At 69.8% G+C, this 15,380-nt stretch carries 12 protein-coding genes; 8 read left to right on the plus strand and 4 right to left on the minus strand.

Features of this window, described 5'->3' with window-relative positions:
- Positions 1 to 139: 139 nt before the first annotated feature.
- Complete coding sequence (metH, locus tag ABCR83_RS00635) at positions 140 to 3,643, minus strand: methionine synthase (RefSeq protein WP_462692143.1); 3,504 nt, start codon at positions 3,641 to 3,643, stop codon at positions 140 to 142.
- A 241-nt stretch (positions 3,644 to 3,884) separates the two neighbouring features.
- On the opposite strand from metH, the gene ABCR83_RS00640 reads away from it, so the two are divergent.
- The 6 genes from ABCR83_RS00640 (at position 3,885) to ABCR83_RS00665 (ending at position 11,305) form a co-directional block, all read left to right on the plus strand.
- The gene (locus ABCR83_RS00640) at positions 3,885 to 4,649 is read left to right on the plus strand and encodes an IclR family transcriptional regulator (protein WP_462692144.1); all 765 of its coding nucleotides are present in this window, start codon (positions 3,885 to 3,887) and stop codon (positions 4,647 to 4,649) included.
- Between the two features lie 277 nt (positions 4,650 to 4,926).
- Positions 4,927 to 5,709 carry an MIP/aquaporin family protein gene (locus tag ABCR83_RS00645; protein ID WP_462692145.1) on the plus strand — a complete coding sequence of 261 codons (783 nt, stop codon included), beginning with the start codon at positions 4,927 to 4,929 and terminating at the stop codon, positions 5,707 to 5,709.
- Positions 5,710 to 5,753: 44 nt separating this feature from the next.
- Positions 5,754 to 7,325, plus strand: a complete 1,572-nt coding sequence (gene glpK, locus ABCR83_RS00650) for a glycerol kinase GlpK (protein WP_462692146.1) — start codon at positions 5,754 to 5,756, stop codon at positions 7,323 to 7,325.
- Between the two features lie 12 nt (positions 7,326 to 7,337).
- Complete coding sequence (locus ABCR83_RS00655; RefSeq protein ID WP_462692147.1) at positions 7,338 to 8,963, plus strand: glycerol-3-phosphate dehydrogenase/oxidase; 1,626 nt, start codon at positions 7,338 to 7,340, stop codon at positions 8,961 to 8,963.
- A gap of 119 nt (positions 8,964 to 9,082) precedes the next feature.
- The gene (locus ABCR83_RS00660) at positions 9,083 to 10,111 is read left to right on the plus strand and encodes a glycoside hydrolase family 18 protein (RefSeq protein ID WP_462692148.1); all 1,029 of its coding nucleotides are present in this window, start codon (positions 9,083 to 9,085) and stop codon (positions 10,109 to 10,111) included.
- A 144-nt stretch (positions 10,112 to 10,255) separates the two neighbouring features.
- Positions 10,256 to 11,305 (plus strand): PAC2 family protein, encoded by a 1,050-nt coding sequence (locus ABCR83_RS00665; RefSeq protein ID WP_462692149.1) that lies wholly within the window; start codon positions 10,256 to 10,258, stop codon positions 11,303 to 11,305.
- A gap of 76 nt (positions 11,306 to 11,381) precedes the next feature.
- On the opposite strand, the gene ABCR83_RS00670 is transcribed toward ABCR83_RS00665, so the two are convergent.
- Positions 11,382 to 11,708 carry a rhodanese-like domain-containing protein gene (locus tag ABCR83_RS00670; protein ID WP_462692150.1) on the minus strand — a complete coding sequence of 109 codons (327 nt, stop codon included), beginning with the start codon at positions 11,706 to 11,708 and terminating at the stop codon, positions 11,382 to 11,384.
- 35 nt (positions 11,709 to 11,743) lie between these two features.
- Between ABCR83_RS00670 and ABCR83_RS00675 the strand changes: the two genes are divergently transcribed.
- A complete protein-coding gene (locus ABCR83_RS00675; protein WP_462692151.1) occupies positions 11,744 to 12,358 on the plus strand; it encodes a TetR/AcrR family transcriptional regulator in 615 nt (204 codons plus the stop codon).
- 40 nt (positions 12,359 to 12,398) lie between these two features.
- Here the strand turns inward: ABCR83_RS00675 and ABCR83_RS00680 are convergent, their stop codons facing one another.
- Together ABCR83_RS00680 and ABCR83_RS00685 are read right to left on the minus strand one after the other, a co-directional pair.
- The gene (locus ABCR83_RS00680) at positions 12,399 to 13,625 is read right to left on the minus strand and encodes a hypothetical protein (RefSeq protein ID WP_462692152.1); all 1,227 of its coding nucleotides are present in this window, start codon (positions 13,623 to 13,625) and stop codon (positions 12,399 to 12,401) included.
- 77 nt (positions 13,626 to 13,702) lie between these two features.
- Entirely contained in the window at positions 13,703 to 14,428 is a 726-nt protein-coding gene (locus tag ABCR83_RS00685) for an SDR family NAD(P)-dependent oxidoreductase (RefSeq protein ID WP_462692153.1), read from the minus strand.
- A 150-nt stretch (positions 14,429 to 14,578) separates the two neighbouring features.
- Here ABCR83_RS00685 and ABCR83_RS00690 point away from each other — a divergent pair, with 150 nt between their 5' ends.
- Positions 14,579 to 15,025, plus strand: coding sequence for a winged helix-turn-helix transcriptional regulator (locus tag ABCR83_RS00690; protein WP_462692154.1), 447 nt, complete (start codon positions 14,579 to 14,581; stop codon positions 15,023 to 15,025).
- Positions 15,026 to 15,380 lie beyond the last annotated feature (355 nt).

Here is a 15,380-nt window from a genome sequence, read left to right on the forward strand (position 1 = left end):
CTGGTTTTCGGGCGGGCCCTGGTCACCGGGGGCAGCCCCCGGACCCCCGGCCCCTTCACGCGCTACCCCTCACCGCGCTACCGCGCGTTCCTGTACCCACCCGGGGGGCAACCCCCGGACCCCCGGCCGCTTCACCGCGCTATCGCGCGTTGAAGTACTTCGCCTCCGGGTGGTGGATCACAATCGCGTCCGTGGACTGCTCGGGGTGCAGCTGGAACTCCTCCGAGAGCCGTACCCCGATCCGCTCCGGCTCCAGCAGTTCGGCGATCTTCGCCCGGTCCTCCAGGTCGGGGCAGGCGCCATAGCCGAGGGAGAAGCGGGCGCCCCGGTACTTGAGGTCGAACATGTCCGTCACGTCCGCCGGGTCCTCGCCCGCGAAGCCCAGCTCGGCCCGGACCCGTGCGTGCCAGTACTCGGCCAGTGCCTCGGCCAACTGCACGGACAGGCCGTGCAGTTCGAGGTAGTCGCGGTAGGAGTCGGCGTCGAAGAGCCGGGCCGTGGCCTCCCCGATCCGCGAGCCGACGGTGACGACCTGCAGGCCCACCACGTCCCGTTCGCCGGACTCCTCCGGGCGGAAGAAGTCCGCCAGGCACAGTCTGCGGCCGCTCCGCTGGCGCGGGAAGGTGAAGCGGGTGCGCTCGGTGCCGTCCTCGTGCAGGAGGATCAGGTCGTCGCCCTTGGAGTGGCAGGGGAAGTAGCCGTAGACGACGGCGGCTTCCAGCAGGTTCTCGGTGTGCAGCTGGTCCAGCCAGCCGCGCAGCCGGGGGCGGCCCTCGGTCTCGACCAGCTCCTCATAGCCGGGTCCGCCGGTGCGGGCCTGCTTCAGGCCCCACTGGCCCTTGAAGAGCGCGCCCTCGTCCAGCCAGGAGGCGTAGTCCTTGAGCGCGATGCCCTTGACCACCCGGGTGCCCCAGAACGGCGGGGTGGGGACCGGGTTGTCGGTGGCCACATCGGAGCGCGCGGCGCCCTCGGGCTCGCGGTCCGCCACGACCGTGGCGGTGGACCGCACCCGCCGCTGCTTGAGCTCGGGCAGGGTCGCACCGGGGACGCCGCGCTTGACGGCGATCAGCGCGTCCATCAGCCGCAGCCCCTCGAACGCGTCCCGGGCGTAGCGCACTTCGCCCTGGTAGATCTCGTGGAGGTCCTGCTCGACATAGGCCCGGGTCAGCGCGGCGCCACCGAGGATCACCGGGTAAGTGGAGGCCAGCCTGCGCTGGTTGAGCTCCTCCAGGTTCTCCTTCATGATCACCGTGGACTTCACCAGCAGCCCGGACATGCCGATCACATCGGCCCGGTGCTCCTGCGCGGCCTCCAGGATCGCGGAGACGGGCTGTTTGATGCCCAGATTGACCACGTTGTAGCCGTTGTTGGACAGGATGATGTCCACCAGGTTCTTGCCGATGTCATGGACGTCGCCGCGGACCGTGGCCAGCACGATGGTGCCCTTGCCCTCCGCGTCCGACTTCTCCATGTGCGGTTCCAGATAGGCCACCGCGCTCTTCATGACCTCGGCGGACTGGAGCACGAACGGCAGTTGCATCTGGCCGGAGCCGAACAGCTCGCCGACCACTTTCATGCCCTCCAGCAGCGTGTCATTGACGATGTCGAGCGCGGACCGCTCGCCGAGGGCCTCGTCGAGGTCGGCCTCCAGGCCGTTCTTCTCACCGTCGATGATGCGCCGCCGCAGCCGCTCCTCCAGTGGGAGCGCAGCCAGTTCCTCGGTCTTGCCCGCCCTCATCGACTTGGTGTCGACGCCCTCGAAGAGCTCCAGCAGCCGCTGCAGCGGGTCATAGCCCTCCTCGCGGCGGTCGTGGACCAGATCGAGGGCGGTGCGCACCTGCTCCTCGTCCAGGCGCGCAATGGGCAGGATCTTGGAGGCGTGCACAATGGCCGAGTCCAGCCCGGCCTTGACGCATTCGTCCAGGAAGACGGAGTTGAGGACGATCCGGGCGGCCGGGTTGAGGCCGAAGGAGATGTTGGACAGGCCGAGGGTGGTCTGGACGTCCGGGTGGCGGCGCTTGAGTTCGCGGATGGCCTCGATGGTGGCGATGCCGTCCTTGCGGGACTCCTCCTGGCCGGTGCAGATGGTGAAGGTCAGGCAGTCGATGAGGATGTCCGACTCGTGCACGCCCCAGTTGGTGGTGAGGTCGGTGATCAGCCGCTCGGCGATCTCGAGCTTCTTCTCCGGGGTACGGGCCTGGCCCTCCTCGTCGATGGTCAGCGCGATCAGGGCCGCACCGTGCTCGACGGCGAGCCGGGTGATCCGGGCGAACCGGGAGTCGGGGCCGTCGCCGTCCTCGTAGTTGACCGAGTTGATCACCGCCCGGCCGCCCAGCTTCTCCAGGCCGGCCTGGATCACGGCCGGTTCGGTGGAGTCCAGCACGATGGGGAGCGTGGAGGCGGTGGCGAAGCGCCCGGCGATCTCGGCCATGTCGGCGACGCCGTCCCGGCCGACGTAGTCGACGCACAGGTCGAGCAGGTGGGCGCCCTCGCGGATCTGGCCACGGGCCATCTCCACGCAGTCGTCCCACCGGCCCTCCAGCATGGCCTCGCGGAACTTCTTGGAGCCGTTGGCGTTGGTCCGCTCGCCGATGGCGAGGTAGGCGGTGTCCTGGCGGAAGGGCACGGTCTGGTAGAGGGAGGCGGCGCCGGGCTCCGGGCGCGGGCTGCGCTCGGGGGGGCATACGCCGCGGACCCGCTCCACGACCTGGCGCAGGTGCTCCGGTGTGGTGCCGCAGCAGCCGCCGACCAGCGACAGCCCGTACTCGCGGACGAACGTCTCGTGCGCATCGGCCAGTTCGCCCGGGGTGAGCGGGTAGTGGGCGCCGTCCTTGCCCAGCACCGGGAGCCCGGCGTTGGGCATGGCGGAGACCCGGGTGCGGGCGTGCCGGGACAGATAGCGCAGGTGCTCGCTCATCTCGGCCGGTCCGGTGGCGCAGTTGAGGCCGATCATGTCGATGCCCAGCGGTTCCAGCGCGGTGAGCGCCGCGCCGATCTCCGAGCCGAGCAGCATGGTGCCCGTGGTCTCCACCGTCACCTGCACCAGCAGCGGCAGATCCACGCCCAGCGCCGCCATCGCGCGGCGGGCACCGATCACCGAGGCCTTGGTCTGCAGCAGGTCCTGGGTGGTCTCCACCAGGAGCGCGTCCACCCCGCCGGTGACCAGGCCCTCGGCGTTCTGCTGGTAGGCGTCGCGCAGCACGGTGTACGGGGCGTGGCCCAGCGTCGGCAGCTTGGTGCCCGGCCCCATCGAGCCCAGCACCCAGCGGGTGCGGCCGTCCCCGGCCGTGAACTCGTCGGCGACCTCGCGGGCCACCCGGGCGCCCGCCTCGGACAGTTCATGGACGCGGTCCGCGACCTCGTACTCGCCCAGCGCCGCGTGGTTGGCGCCGAAGGTGTTGGTCTCCACGCAGTCCACGCCCACCGCGAAGTACGCCTGGTGGACCGAGCGCACGATGTCGGGCCGGGTGACGTTCAGGATCTCGTTGCAGCCCTCGAGCTGCTGGAAGTCCTCAAGACTGGGGTCCTGCGCCTGGAGCATCGTGCCCATGGCACCGTCGGCCACCACCACTCGGGTGGCGAGCGCCTCGCGCAGCTGCGCGGCTCGGGCGGTACGGACGGTCGATGGCTTTTTCGAGGCCATGGAGATGCTCCCGTGGTTGCGACGGCTGTCGGCTTTGCGCCCTCCCACAGAAGGCGCACAACCGCAAGCGTAGCCGGAGCCACAGCGGAAAGCAGGTGCCATTGCCTGGCTGGATCCGGACCCGGCGTTCCGGCCCCCTCCCGAGCTCAACGATCATGGTCACACCCGGCCGGATACCACTGGTCGGCATCGGCCGATAGTGTTCAGCATTGCCGAACGGCATTTTGAGGAGGTTTGCTCGATGGCACGGACCATCCAGTCGCTCGAACGGGCCGCGGCGATGCTGCGGCTGCTCGCGGGCGGCGAGCGACGGCTGGGCCTGTCCGATGTGGCGTCCGCGCTGGGACTCGCCAAGGGCACCGCGCACGGCATTCTGCGCACCCTGCAGCAGGAGGGGTTCGTCGAGCAGGACCCGGCCTCCGGCCGCTATCAGCTCGGCGCCGAGCTGCTGCGGCTGGGCAACAGCTATCTGGATGTGCACGAGTTGCGGGCCCGCGCCCTGGTCTGGGCGGACGACCTGGCCCGCTCCAGCGGGGAGAGCGTCTACCTCGGCGTGCTCCACCAGCAGGGCGTGCTGATCATCCACCATGTCTTCCGCCCCGACGACAGCCGCCAGGTGCTCGAGGTCGGCGCGATGCAGCCGCTGCACAGCACCGCCCTCGGCAAGGTGCTGTGCGCCTACGACCCGGTGGCCCACAGCGAGCTGACCGAGGCCGTCCGCGAGGCGTTCACCCCGCGGACGGTGACCTCCCCGGCCGAGCTGGAGGGCCTGCTGGACCTGACCCGGGCCCGCGGCTGGGCCTCGGACGTCGAGGAGACCTGGGCGGGCATCGCCTCCGTCGCCGCCCCCATCCACGACCGGCGGCGGATGCCGGTGGGCGCCGTCGGCGTGCTGGGCGCGGTGGAACGGGTCTGCGAGGACGGCGAGCTGCGGGCACAGCTGGTCGCCTCGGTGCGGGACTGCGCCCGGGCGGTCTCCCGCGACCTCGGCGCGGGCCGGTTCTGACGGTCGCGCGCGGCCGTTCGAAACCATCCCGTTACCGGTCAGTAGCCGAACGTACATTTACGGCGAGTTGCACAAGAGTTTCCGGTCACACCGCTCTTGACGAGCTTTTAACCATGGAGAAAACTGCCGTTCATCGGTCGGCATTGTCGAACATCTACCGACATATTCGATATGGTGTGCAGTGCCGCGGGACCGATCACCACCCTCCTGGAGGGTGCGGACCACCGGAGGGACCCGGGGTTCGCCTTCCCCTGGACGAAGGACAAAGGAGTCGCGGGTGTCCAGCTCCGACATTTTCGCCGGCGAGACCATCGGTACCGCCGTACTGATCCTGCTCGGCGGCGGCGTCTGCGCCGCCGTCACCCTGAAGCGTTCAAAGGCGCTCAACGCAGGATGGGTCGCCATCGCATTCGGCTGGGGCTTCGCCGTCCTGACGGGCGCGTACATCGCGCAGCCGTCCGGCGCGCATCTCAACCCGGCCGTCACCCTCGGTCTCGCCATCGACGGCGCGACCAAGTGGAGCGACGTCCCCCTCTACATCGGCTCCCAGATGCTCGGTGCCCTCATCGGCGCGACGCTGGTCTGGCTCGCCTACTACGGGCAGTTCCGGGCCCATCTGACCGATCCCGAGATCGTCGCCACCCTCAACCCCCATGAGGGCATGGTCGACCAGACCTCGGCCCCCAAGGCCGGGCCCGTGCTGGGCATCTTCTCCACCGGCCCCGAGGTCCGCAATGTCGTGCAGAACCTCATCACCGAGATCATCGCCACCGCGGTGCTCGTGCTCGCCATCCTCACCCAGGGTCTGACCAAGGGCCTGGCCCTCAGCGGCACCGGCGTCCTGATGACCGCGTTCGTCGTCGTGGGCATCGGCCTCTCGCTGGGCGGCCCGACCGGGTACGCCATCAACCCCGCCCGAGACCTCGGCCCCCGTATCGTGCACGCGCTGCTGCCGCTGCCGAACAAGGGTGGCTCAGACTGGAGTTACGCCTGGATCCCGGTGGTCGGCCCGCTCGCCGGTGCCGCCCTCGCCGCAGGCATCCACAAGCTCGCGTACTGAGCACCACCCGCCGAGACCCTTCAGACCTCAGGAGCACACACACCATGACCGAGACCTCCGGCGCCCACGGCACTCCTTCGCACGGCCACGGCACTCCTTCGCACGGCCACGGGCCGTTCATTGCGGCCATCGACCAGGGCACCACCTCCTCCCGCTGCATCGTCTTCGACCGCGACGGCCGCATCGTCTCCGTCGACCAGAAGGAGCACGAGCAGATCTTCCCCAAGCCGGGCTGGGTCGAGCACAACGCCAAGGAGATCTGGGCCAACGTCGAGGAGGTCGTCGCGGGCGCCGTCGAGAAGGCGGGCATCACCGCCGCCGACGTCAAGGCGATCGGCATCACCAACCAGCGCGAGACCACGCTGCTCTGGGACAAGAACACCGGTGAGCCCGTCCACAACGCCATCGTCTGGCAGGACACCCGCACCGACGCGCTCTGCAAGGAGCTCGGCCGCAATGTGGGCCAGGACCGCTTCCGCCGCGAGACCGGCCTGCCGCTGGCGTCCTACTTCTCCGGCCCCAAGGTCCGCTGGCTGCTGGACAACGTGGCGGGCCTGCGCGAGCGCGCCGAGCGCGGCGAGATCCTCTTCGGCACCATGGATTCCTGGGTCATCTGGAACCTCACCGGCGGTGTCAACGGCGGCGTCCATGTCACCGACGTCACCAACGCCTCCCGCACCATGCTGATGAACCTGCGCACCCTGGAGTGGGACGAGCGCATCCTCGCCTCCATGGAGATCCCGGCCGCGGTGCTGCCGGAGATCCGCTCCTCCGCCGAGGTCTACGGCACCGCCAAGAGCGGCGCCCTCGCCGGTGTCCCCGTCGCCTCCGCGCTCGGCGACCAGCAGGCGGCCCTGTTCGGCCAGACCTGTTACGACAAGGGCGAGGCCAAGTCCACCTACGGCACCGGCACGTTCATGCTGATGAACACCGGCGACGAGCCCGTCCAGTCCTACAACGGCCTGCTGACGACGGTCGGTTACCGCATCGGCGACCAGAAGCCGGTCTATGCCCTCGAGGGCTCCATCGCCGTCACCGGCTCCCTGGTGCAGTGGATGCGCGACCAGATGGGCCTGATCAAGAGCGCGGCCGAGATCGAGACGCTGGCCAGCTCCGTCGAGGACAACGGCGGCGCCTACTTCGTACCGGCCTTCTCCGGCCTGTTCGCCCCCTACTGGCGCTCCGACGCGCGCGGCGTCATCGCGGGCCTGACCCGCTATGTCACCAAGGCGCACATCGCCCGCGCCGTGCTCGAGGCCACCGCCTGGCAGACCCGCGAGATCACCGACGCCATGACCAAGGACTCCGGCGTCGAGCTGACCGCGCTCAAGGTCGACGGCGGCATGACCTCCAACAACTTGCTGATGCAGACCCTCTCGGACTTCCTGGACGCCCCCGTGGTGCGCCCGATGGTCGCCGAGACCACCTGCCTCGGCGCTGCCTACGCCGCCGGCCTGGCCGTCGGCTTCTGGCCGGACACCGACGCGCTGCGCGCCAACTGGCGCCGGGCCGCCGAGTGGACCCCCCGCATGGACGCGGACACGCGTGACCGCGAGTACAAGAACTGGCTCAAGGCCGTCGAGCGGACCATGGGCTGGCTCGACGACGAGAGCTGACGAGGAGTAATCATGACCACCCCGCAGAGCGTTCCGACCCTGGGAACGCACCCGGCTGCCGGTGCCAATCCTGGCCGCGCCGAGACCCGTGACCGGCTGTCCAACGCGACCTACGACCTCCTGGTGATCGGCGGCGGCATCCTGGGCACCTCGGTGGCCTGGCACGCGGCGCAGTCCGGGCTGCGGGTCGCGATGGTGGACGCCGGCGACTTCGCCGGCGCCACCTCCTCCGCCTCCTCCAAGCTGGTCCACGGCGGTCTGCGCTACCTGCAGACCGGCGCGGTCAAGCTGGTGGCGGAGAACCACCACGAGCGCCGGGTGCTGGCCAAGGACGTGGCCCCGCACCTGGTCAACCCGCTCACCTTCTACCTGCCCGTCTACAAGGGCGGCCCGGTCGGCGCCGCCAAGCTCGGCGCCGGCGTCTTCGCCTACTCCGCGCTGTCCGCCTTCGGCGACGGCGTGGGCAAGGTGATCTCCCCCGCCAAGGCCCAGGCCGCCAACCCCGGCCTGCGCACGGACAACCTCAAGGCCGTGGCGGTCTACTACGACCACCAGATGAACGACTCCCGGGTCGCCGTGATGACGGTCCGCGCGGCCGTCGAGTCCGGCGCGGTCGTCCTCAACCACGCCGAGGTCACCGGCCTGCGCTTCACCCACGGCAAGGTGACCGGCGCGGAGCTCAAGGACCGCCTGGACGGCAGCGAGTTCGGCATCGACGCCCGGGTGGTGCTCAACGCCACCGGCCCCTGGGTCGACCACCTGCGCACGATGGAGGACAAGGGCGCCGCCCCGTCCATCCGCCTCTCCAAGGGCGCGCACATCGTGATGAAGCGCAAGTCGCCCTGGAAGGCCGCCATGGCCACCCCCATCGACAAGTACCGCATCACCTTCGCCCTCCCCTGGGAGGACCAGCTGCTGCTCGGTACCACCGACGAGATGTACGAGGGCGACCCGGCGGATGTGCATGCCACCGAGTCCGACATCCAGCAGATCCTGGACGAGGCCGCGTTCTCCATCCGCGACGCCGACCTCGACCGCTCCCTGATGACCTACGCCTTCGCCGGTCTGCGGGTGCTGCCCGGCGGCCCGGGCGACGTGGCCCAGGCCAAGCGCGAGACGGTCGTCTCCGAGGGCAAGGGCGGCATGCTGTCGGTGGCCGGCGGCAAGTGGACCACCTACCGCCACATCGGCCGTACGGTCATGAACAAGCTCGCCAAGCTGCCCGGCAGCCCGCTCACCGAGGAGATGGAGCCCATCTCCGACCTGGTGCGCCGGGTGCCGCTGCCGGGTGTCGCCAACCCCAACGCCGTCGCCCACCGCCTGCTGGTGGACCGCGAGCCGGGCACCCGCATGGACCCGCTGACGGCCCGTCACCTGGCCTCGCACTACGGCTCGCTGTCCTTCGACATCGCGCGCCTGGTCAACGAGGACCCGGCGCTCGGCGAGCGGATCCACCCCGACGGCCCCGAGATCTGGGCCCAGGTCGTCTACGCGCGTGACCACGAGTGGGCCGAGACGGTCGACGACGTGCTGCGCCGCCGCACCACTCTGACGATCCGCGGCCTGGACAACGAGGACGTCCGCACCCGGGTCAAGGCCCTGCTCCACGAGAAGAGCGGCCTCGACGAGCAGAACTGACCTGCCATCACCCAAGCCGAAGGGGAGGGACACCCACCGGTGTCCCTCCCCTTCGGCATATCGCGGAGGCAACCGACCGGGCCGCCACTCCGTCACTGAAGGTGATGAAGGGGAAGCACATGAAATGGCCCGACCTCCGCCTTGGGCGACCACGCCGGCGCACGGTCAAACGGATCGCCCTCGCCCTGACCCTGCTGGTGGTGCTGCCCGTGGTGGCGGCGGGCAGCGCACTGCGCGCCTCCTACGCGGGATCGCCGGCACCCGACGCCATCACCCGCGGCCGGGACGCAGTCTGGCTGGGCCACGCCTGGGTGGACGGACGGCGCACCGGCAAGGACCTGGCCCGGCTCAAGAAGCGCCTGGCGACCACCGGCATCCGCGATCTGTACGTACATTCCGGGCCCTTGGCACACAACGGCACCCTCTCGCCCTCGGACTACCGGGGCGCCAAGTGGCTGCTCGACTCCGTGCACCGCGAGCTCCCCGGCGTCCGCGTACAGGCCTGGCTGGGCGATGTGGTCGCCCATGGCCGCAAGGACGGGCTGCATCTGGGCTCCCGCACCCACCGCGACGCCATCGTCTCCAGCGCCCGGCAGGTGCTGCGGGCCGGATTCGAAGGGGTCCACCTGGACGTCGAGCCGATCCGCAGCGGCGACGACGGCTACCTCGCCCTGCTGGACGCACTGCGCCCGGCCGTGCACTCCGGCCACGGGGTGCTGTCCGTCGCCGCCCAGCAGATCGACCCGCTGCCCTCGATGCATTCGCTGGGGGACGGCCACAAGTGGTGGTCGCAGAACTACTTCAAGGAAGTGGCCCGCCGCACGGACCAGATCGCCGTGATGTCCTATGACACCGCCCTGCCGTTCGAGAGCCTGTACGGCGGCTATGTGGCCCACCAGACCAAGCTGGCACTGCAGGTCACCCCCAAGGACGTCGATCTGCTGATGGGCCTGCCCTTCTTCCACACCGAGGACATGGGCCACCAGGGCAGTGCCGAGACCGCCCCCGCCGCCGTGCGCGGCGCCCGGCTGGGCCTCACCCGCGGTGACCGGCACCGGGAACACTTCGGTATGGCCCTCTATGTGGACTTCGCCGCCACCGACCGGGACTGGCGCGCCTACCGCGACGGTTGGGGTGCCCGGGGGTGACGTACGAAGGTGATGAGCATCCCGTCCAGGGGCTGCGAACGGGAGTCATGGAAGTCGTAGGCTTGGGGGCACGCAAGGCAACCGCACAAAACGGCAGCCGGCGGTGGTACGGACCAGTCCGCCCCGGCCGGAAGGAGGCGCTGGGTGATCGAGCTTGAGGGGGTTCCCGAGCTGATCGACCCGGTCATGATCTGTGCCTTCGAGGGCTGGAACGACGCCGGTGACGCCGCCTCCAGCGCGGTCGCGCACCTGGACCGGGAGTGGAAGGGCGAGGTCTTCGCCGCGCTGGACGCCGAGGACTACTACGACTTCCAGGTCAACCGCCCCACGGTCTGGCTGGACGGCGGCGTCCGCAAGATCACTTGGCCCACGACCCGGCTGTCCGTGGTCCGGACCGGCGGTGCCGACGGCAGAGCGACGCGCGACCTGGTGCTGGTGCGCGGCATCGAGCCCAGCATGCGCTGGCGCTCGTTCTGCAACGAGATCCTGGGCTTCGCGCATGAGCTCGGCGTCGAGATGGTGGTGATCCTGGGCTCCCTGCTCGGCGACACCCCGCACACCCGTCCGGTGCCGGTCACCGGTGTCACCTCGGACCCCGACCTGGCGCGCACCATGAACCTCGACGAGTCCCGCTACGAGGGGCCGACCGGCATCGTCGGCATCCTCCAGGAGGCCTGTACCCATGCGGGAGTGCCGACCGTGAGCCTGTGGGCGGCCGTTCCGCACTATGTGTCCCAGCCGCCCAATCCCAAGGCCGCCCTGGCTCTCCTCAACCGCCTCGAGGACCTCATCGACCTCCGCGTCCCGCAGGGCGACCTCCCCGAGGACGCGCGGGCCTGGCAGCTGGGCGTCGATCAACTCGCGGCGGAGGACAGCGAGGTGGCGGAGTACGTCCAGTCGCTGGAGCAGGCCCGGGACACGGCCGATCTGCCGGAGGCCTCCGGCGAGGCGATCGCCCGGGAATTTGAGCGTTATCTGCGGCGCCGGGACGGCCAGCCGGGCCCCGGCACCCCACCGGCGCCCGGACAGCCGGGCGGTCTCGCCGCAGAGCCCGGCATAGCGGAGGCGGGCGGCGGCCGGGATGCGTCCTATCTGCGCGATACGTCGAGCGGTCGCACCCGGCCCCCCAAGCCGCAGCCTCCGGCGAAGTCCGACGGCGGCGATGACGAGGGCTCGCCGGATGGCGAGGGCTGAAACCATGCGGAGGGGTGTCCGCCGGAACACCCCTCCGCACCTGATGACGTCATCGCCGCGAAGGCGTTGTCGCGGGTCAGGCGGCCTCGACGGGCAGGCCGGCCTCCACCCAGTCCTGAATGCCCTCGCGGTACTTGCGGACATTGGTGTAGCCGAGAGCGGTGAGCCGCTCGGCGACCTGACCGCTGTTGGGGCAGGCCGGGTTGGAGCAGTAGGTGACGATCGCGGCAGCGCGGTCGGGCAGCAGGGTGGCCGCCTGGGCGTCCACCTCGTCCCGTACCAGGGGGAGCGCACCGGGCAGGTGCTGCTGGGCGTAGTACTCACCGCCGAGCGCGTCGACGACGGTCACCGTACCCGCCTCGATCTGGGCCTTCAGTTCGTCACGCGTGATGAGTGAGGTCATGGGAATCCTCCAGAGAATTGGACTAGAGTCCGCTTATGGCTCACCACATTAACGGACCGCAGTCCGGTTCCGCAATGCCCCTGGAGCTGCTGCGCACCCCTCCCCCCAAGGAGCGCGCCGACGCGGCCCGCAACCGGGCGGCGGTACTGGAGGCGGCGGCGAAGCTCTTCGCCGAGCACGGCGTGCACAAGGTCTCGATGGACCAGGTGGCCACCGCCGCCGGGGTCGGCAAGGGCACCCTCTTCCGCCGCTTCGGCGACAAGTCCGGCCTGGCCGCGGCCCTGTTGGACTCCCGCGAGCGCACCCTGCAGGAGGCGATCCTGCACGGGCCCCCGCCGCTGGGCCCGGGAGCGCCGCCCGAGGGCCGGCTGGTGGCCTTCGTGGACGCCTATCTCGACTATCTGCTGGAGCACTTGGACCTGGTGCGGATGTCGGAGACCGCCGTGCCGGGTGCGCGCTACCGGATCGGGGCGTACCGGTTCTGGCACCGCCATGTGGCGATCCTGCTCGCCGGCACGACGGATCCCGAGTACACCGCCCACGCGGTGCTGGCCGCGCTTGCCGCGGACCATGTCTGCGCACTTCTCCCGGAGTTGGGCGAGGCGCGGATGCGCGAGGGAGTGCGGCGGCTGGTGCGCGCGGTGCGATGAGCGGACGGCCGGATCCGCCGATAGCGGGCTCGGCCAAGGACTACCCGAGGTTTATCCGTTCGGCACCGAAGTCCGCGACGATCTCCACGCGCCCGCCAAGTGCCTGAACATAGTCGGCGAGCGTCCGTATCTCGGTGGCCCCCGCATCCGCCCGCTCGATCGCCGCTATCCACCCCTCCCGCACTCCCATCCGCTCGGCCAGCTGTGCCTGGGTGAACCCGGCCCGCCTGCGCACGTCCACCAGCGGGCGCACTCGGTTACCGGCCACCAACCGGGCCGCTCCGGCGTCCAGTTGAGCTTCCTCGGTGGGGAAGAACTCGCGGAGGAAGGACTCCCGGCCGTAGGAGGCGTGGGCAGCCTGCCCGGACAGCAGGTGCCGGGCGAACGGAAGTGCCTCCTGGTACCACTCCAGCCACCGCGACCCTTGCCCCCTCTCCGCGGCGGCCAGCAGGAGCACGGTGCCGGGAGGCTCGATGGCGAACAGGATCCGTATGTCATGGCCGGTCAGCGCGCCGAGCCGCAGCTCCCGAAGCGGGGGTTGCAGCGCCTCGTCGGGTGGGCCGGTCTCCTCGCCCGCCGCCACTCGGGCTTCCTGCTCCAGCTCGCGGGCATCGTCCAGCATCGCCTCGACGGTCAACCGTGCGGTGGCGATCGCCTCGTCCGGTGACGGGGCGTCCTCCTCACCCGCGTCCGCAAGTGCCTCCTCGATCTCCGCCTGCGCCCGCCCCACGATGAAGGCGCACTTGACGCCCTCCTTGCGGGTCCGGAAGGCATCCACCCTCATCTGCAGCCGCTGGGCGGACGCCTCGGCCTGCCTTTCGGCCTCCTGCAACTCCGCATACTGGCGGCCGACTTCCGCCAGTTGTTCGCGCACCGCGCACTGACGGGTGCGTGCTTCCTCGGCGAGGTCGTCCCGGCCGATGTCGGCCGCTTTCGCACCCTGCTCGCCGAGTTTTCCCTCCTGCCCCGTCAACTGGCCGATATGGAGCTCGACCCGCCTACGCGAGGTGGCCACATCGGCAACGCTTCGGCGCACCCGCTGCAGCAACTCGAGCTGCCGCTGGTAGGAGTGGTCGAGCGCCATCCCTACGTCATGCGCCCGCAGCGCGGGTTCCACCGCGACCACCAGCGGCGACCCCAGGGCGGCCCCCTCGTCCAGCAGCGCGATCACGGCTTCACCGGCGAGCCGGGCTCCCGCAAGATCGCGGCTGCGCAGCCCGGTCAGCCAGCTCCGGACCTCAGCCGTCATCTGCAACCGGTGGCTCATGGCCTCACACTCCCTCACGGCACGGCATGTGCCTGAACTGTGCCATGGAGGGCGGCCGTTGAGGACATCGGCCGCATCTACAACACCATCGGTGCGGCCGGATTGCCACGCCGCGCTGCCTGGGCGACGAGGGTTCGGAAGTCATCCAGGTCGCCGATGACCTCTTCGGCACGGTTCCGCTGCTGGTACATGCCGTAGTAGCGGGCGCCGATGGCGTCAGGGTCGGCCTCACCGCCGCCGGGGACGATACCGGAGGCAATCGTCACCGTTCCCGCGTAGATTCCCTGCGGCTTGAGTTCGGCGTGCAGAGCGTGAGCCCAGTTTCGCAGCCCGGCCATGGCCATACCCACGTTGGCCAGAAAGGGAGCGGGGACCATCGAGGACACGCCCGTGGTCAACAGCAGCGTGCCGGCGCCCCGTTCCAGCATCTCGGGCAGCACCTGGCCCACGGCCGTCACCGCGCCCAGCACATGCAGCTCGAACTGCGCGGTCACGGAGTCGACCGTGCTCTGTGCGGCGTGAGTGATCGACCCGGTCGGGCTGGGACTGTACTCGAGCACGTCGACTGGCCCCAGCACATCCCTCGCCGCCGCGAGAGCGGTGATCAGCGCGTCACGATCACGGATATCGGCGGGAAACGCGGCAGCGGTGACACCCAGCCCGGTCAGCTCCCCGACCAGGGTGTCCAGCTGCCGCTTGGTACGGGCTATCAGCCCGACCTGGAACCCCTGGAGACCGAACGCACGAGCCACTCCCATCCCCAGCCCCGGGCCGGCACCGACAACGACGAGGGTCTTCACCACGACAGGTCCTTTCCGCCACAGCGATCGGACCGCTGTCATCTCACCGCCGGCGCCGACCACTTACTGTTTGTTCGTGGCCCCATGATTCATCACCGGAAAAACCGCAACAAGACGGCACATTCATGTCAGTGACGCACACGGAGGTAACCGATGGCGCCCCGCAGGAACACCTCCCCGCTCTCGCCGCACGCCGACTCCGCACAATCTGCGACAGCACACACCGACCGCGAGCCGGACGAGGAAGCATGCCGACAGGTGCTCCAGATCCTCGGGCTGATCGGCAGCAAGTGGAGCATCCTGATCATCGGGCAACTCCGCGACCGCACGCTGCGCTTCGGTGAACTGCACCGCACCGTCAGCGGCATCTCCCAGCGCATGCTCACCCTGACGCTGCGGCAACTCGAACGCGACGGTCTGCTGACCCGCACCGTCCACCCCAGCGTTCCCCCACGCGTGGACTACACGCTCACCGAACTCGGTACGACACTGCTGGACTCCGTAGTCGCCCTGGGAGAATGGGCCACCGCACACCGCCACGAGATCAACAACAACCGGCACCACTACGACGCCACACATCCAGCGCAAACACAGCCCTGAAGCCCCCACTCAAGCCGCAGAGTTTGGCCACTTCCCCGGTTCTCCGGCAATCGAAGCGCACATGCGGACTTCGCTGCTTCACCGTGCCGATGGGTGCCCAGGTTCCGGGGCAGGCCCAACGTCCGGAAAGGTCGCTGGAGGTGGCAGTCGCTCCTCGTCCACAGGCGGCGGACTCCACGGCGTGGGATCGGCGGGCGGCGCGAACGGGCCCGCGTTCTTTCCCATGAGCACCATCATTACCACCAAGAAGAGCAAGCTGATGACGATCAGGGCGAGGCCCACAGGATTGCGAGGATTGTAGATGTAGTGATTTGTTCCCCACCTGCTCTTCTTGAAGACCGGCTCGTCATCATGA

The organism is Streptomyces xingningensis (assembly GCF_054957865.1).

What these genes read in the sequence shown, in the direction of transcription:
- metH (WP_462692143.1), bottom strand. Translation starts at nt 3,643, where the DNA reads ATGGCCTCGAAAAAGCCATCGACCGTCCGTACCGCCCGAGCCGCGCAG.
- ABCR83_RS00640 (WP_462692144.1), top strand. Translation starts at nt 3,885, where the DNA reads ATGGCACGGACCATCCAGTCGCTCGAACGGGCCGCGGCGATGCTGCGG.
- glpK (WP_462692146.1), top strand. Translation starts at nt 5,754, where the DNA reads ATGACCGAGACCTCCGGCGCCCACGGCACTCCTTCGCACGGCCACGGC.
- ABCR83_RS00655 (WP_462692147.1), top strand. Translation starts at nt 7,338, where the DNA reads ATGACCACCCCGCAGAGCGTTCCGACCCTGGGAACGCACCCGGCTGCC.
- ABCR83_RS00660 (WP_462692148.1), top strand. Translation starts at nt 9,083, where the DNA reads ATGAAATGGCCCGACCTCCGCCTTGGGCGACCACGCCGGCGCACGGTC.
- ABCR83_RS00670 (WP_462692150.1), bottom strand. Translation starts at nt 11,708, where the DNA reads ATGACCTCACTCATCACGCGTGACGAACTGAAGGCCCAGATCGAGGCG.
- ABCR83_RS00675 (WP_462692151.1), top strand. Translation starts at nt 11,744, where the DNA reads ATGGCTCACCACATTAACGGACCGCAGTCCGGTTCCGCAATGCCCCTG.
- ABCR83_RS00680 (WP_462692152.1), bottom strand. Translation starts at nt 13,625, where the DNA reads ATGAGCCACCGGTTGCAGATGACGGCTGAGGTCCGGAGCTGGCTGACC.
- ABCR83_RS00690 (WP_462692154.1), top strand. Translation starts at nt 14,579, where the DNA reads ATGGCGCCCCGCAGGAACACCTCCCCGCTCTCGCCGCACGCCGACTCC.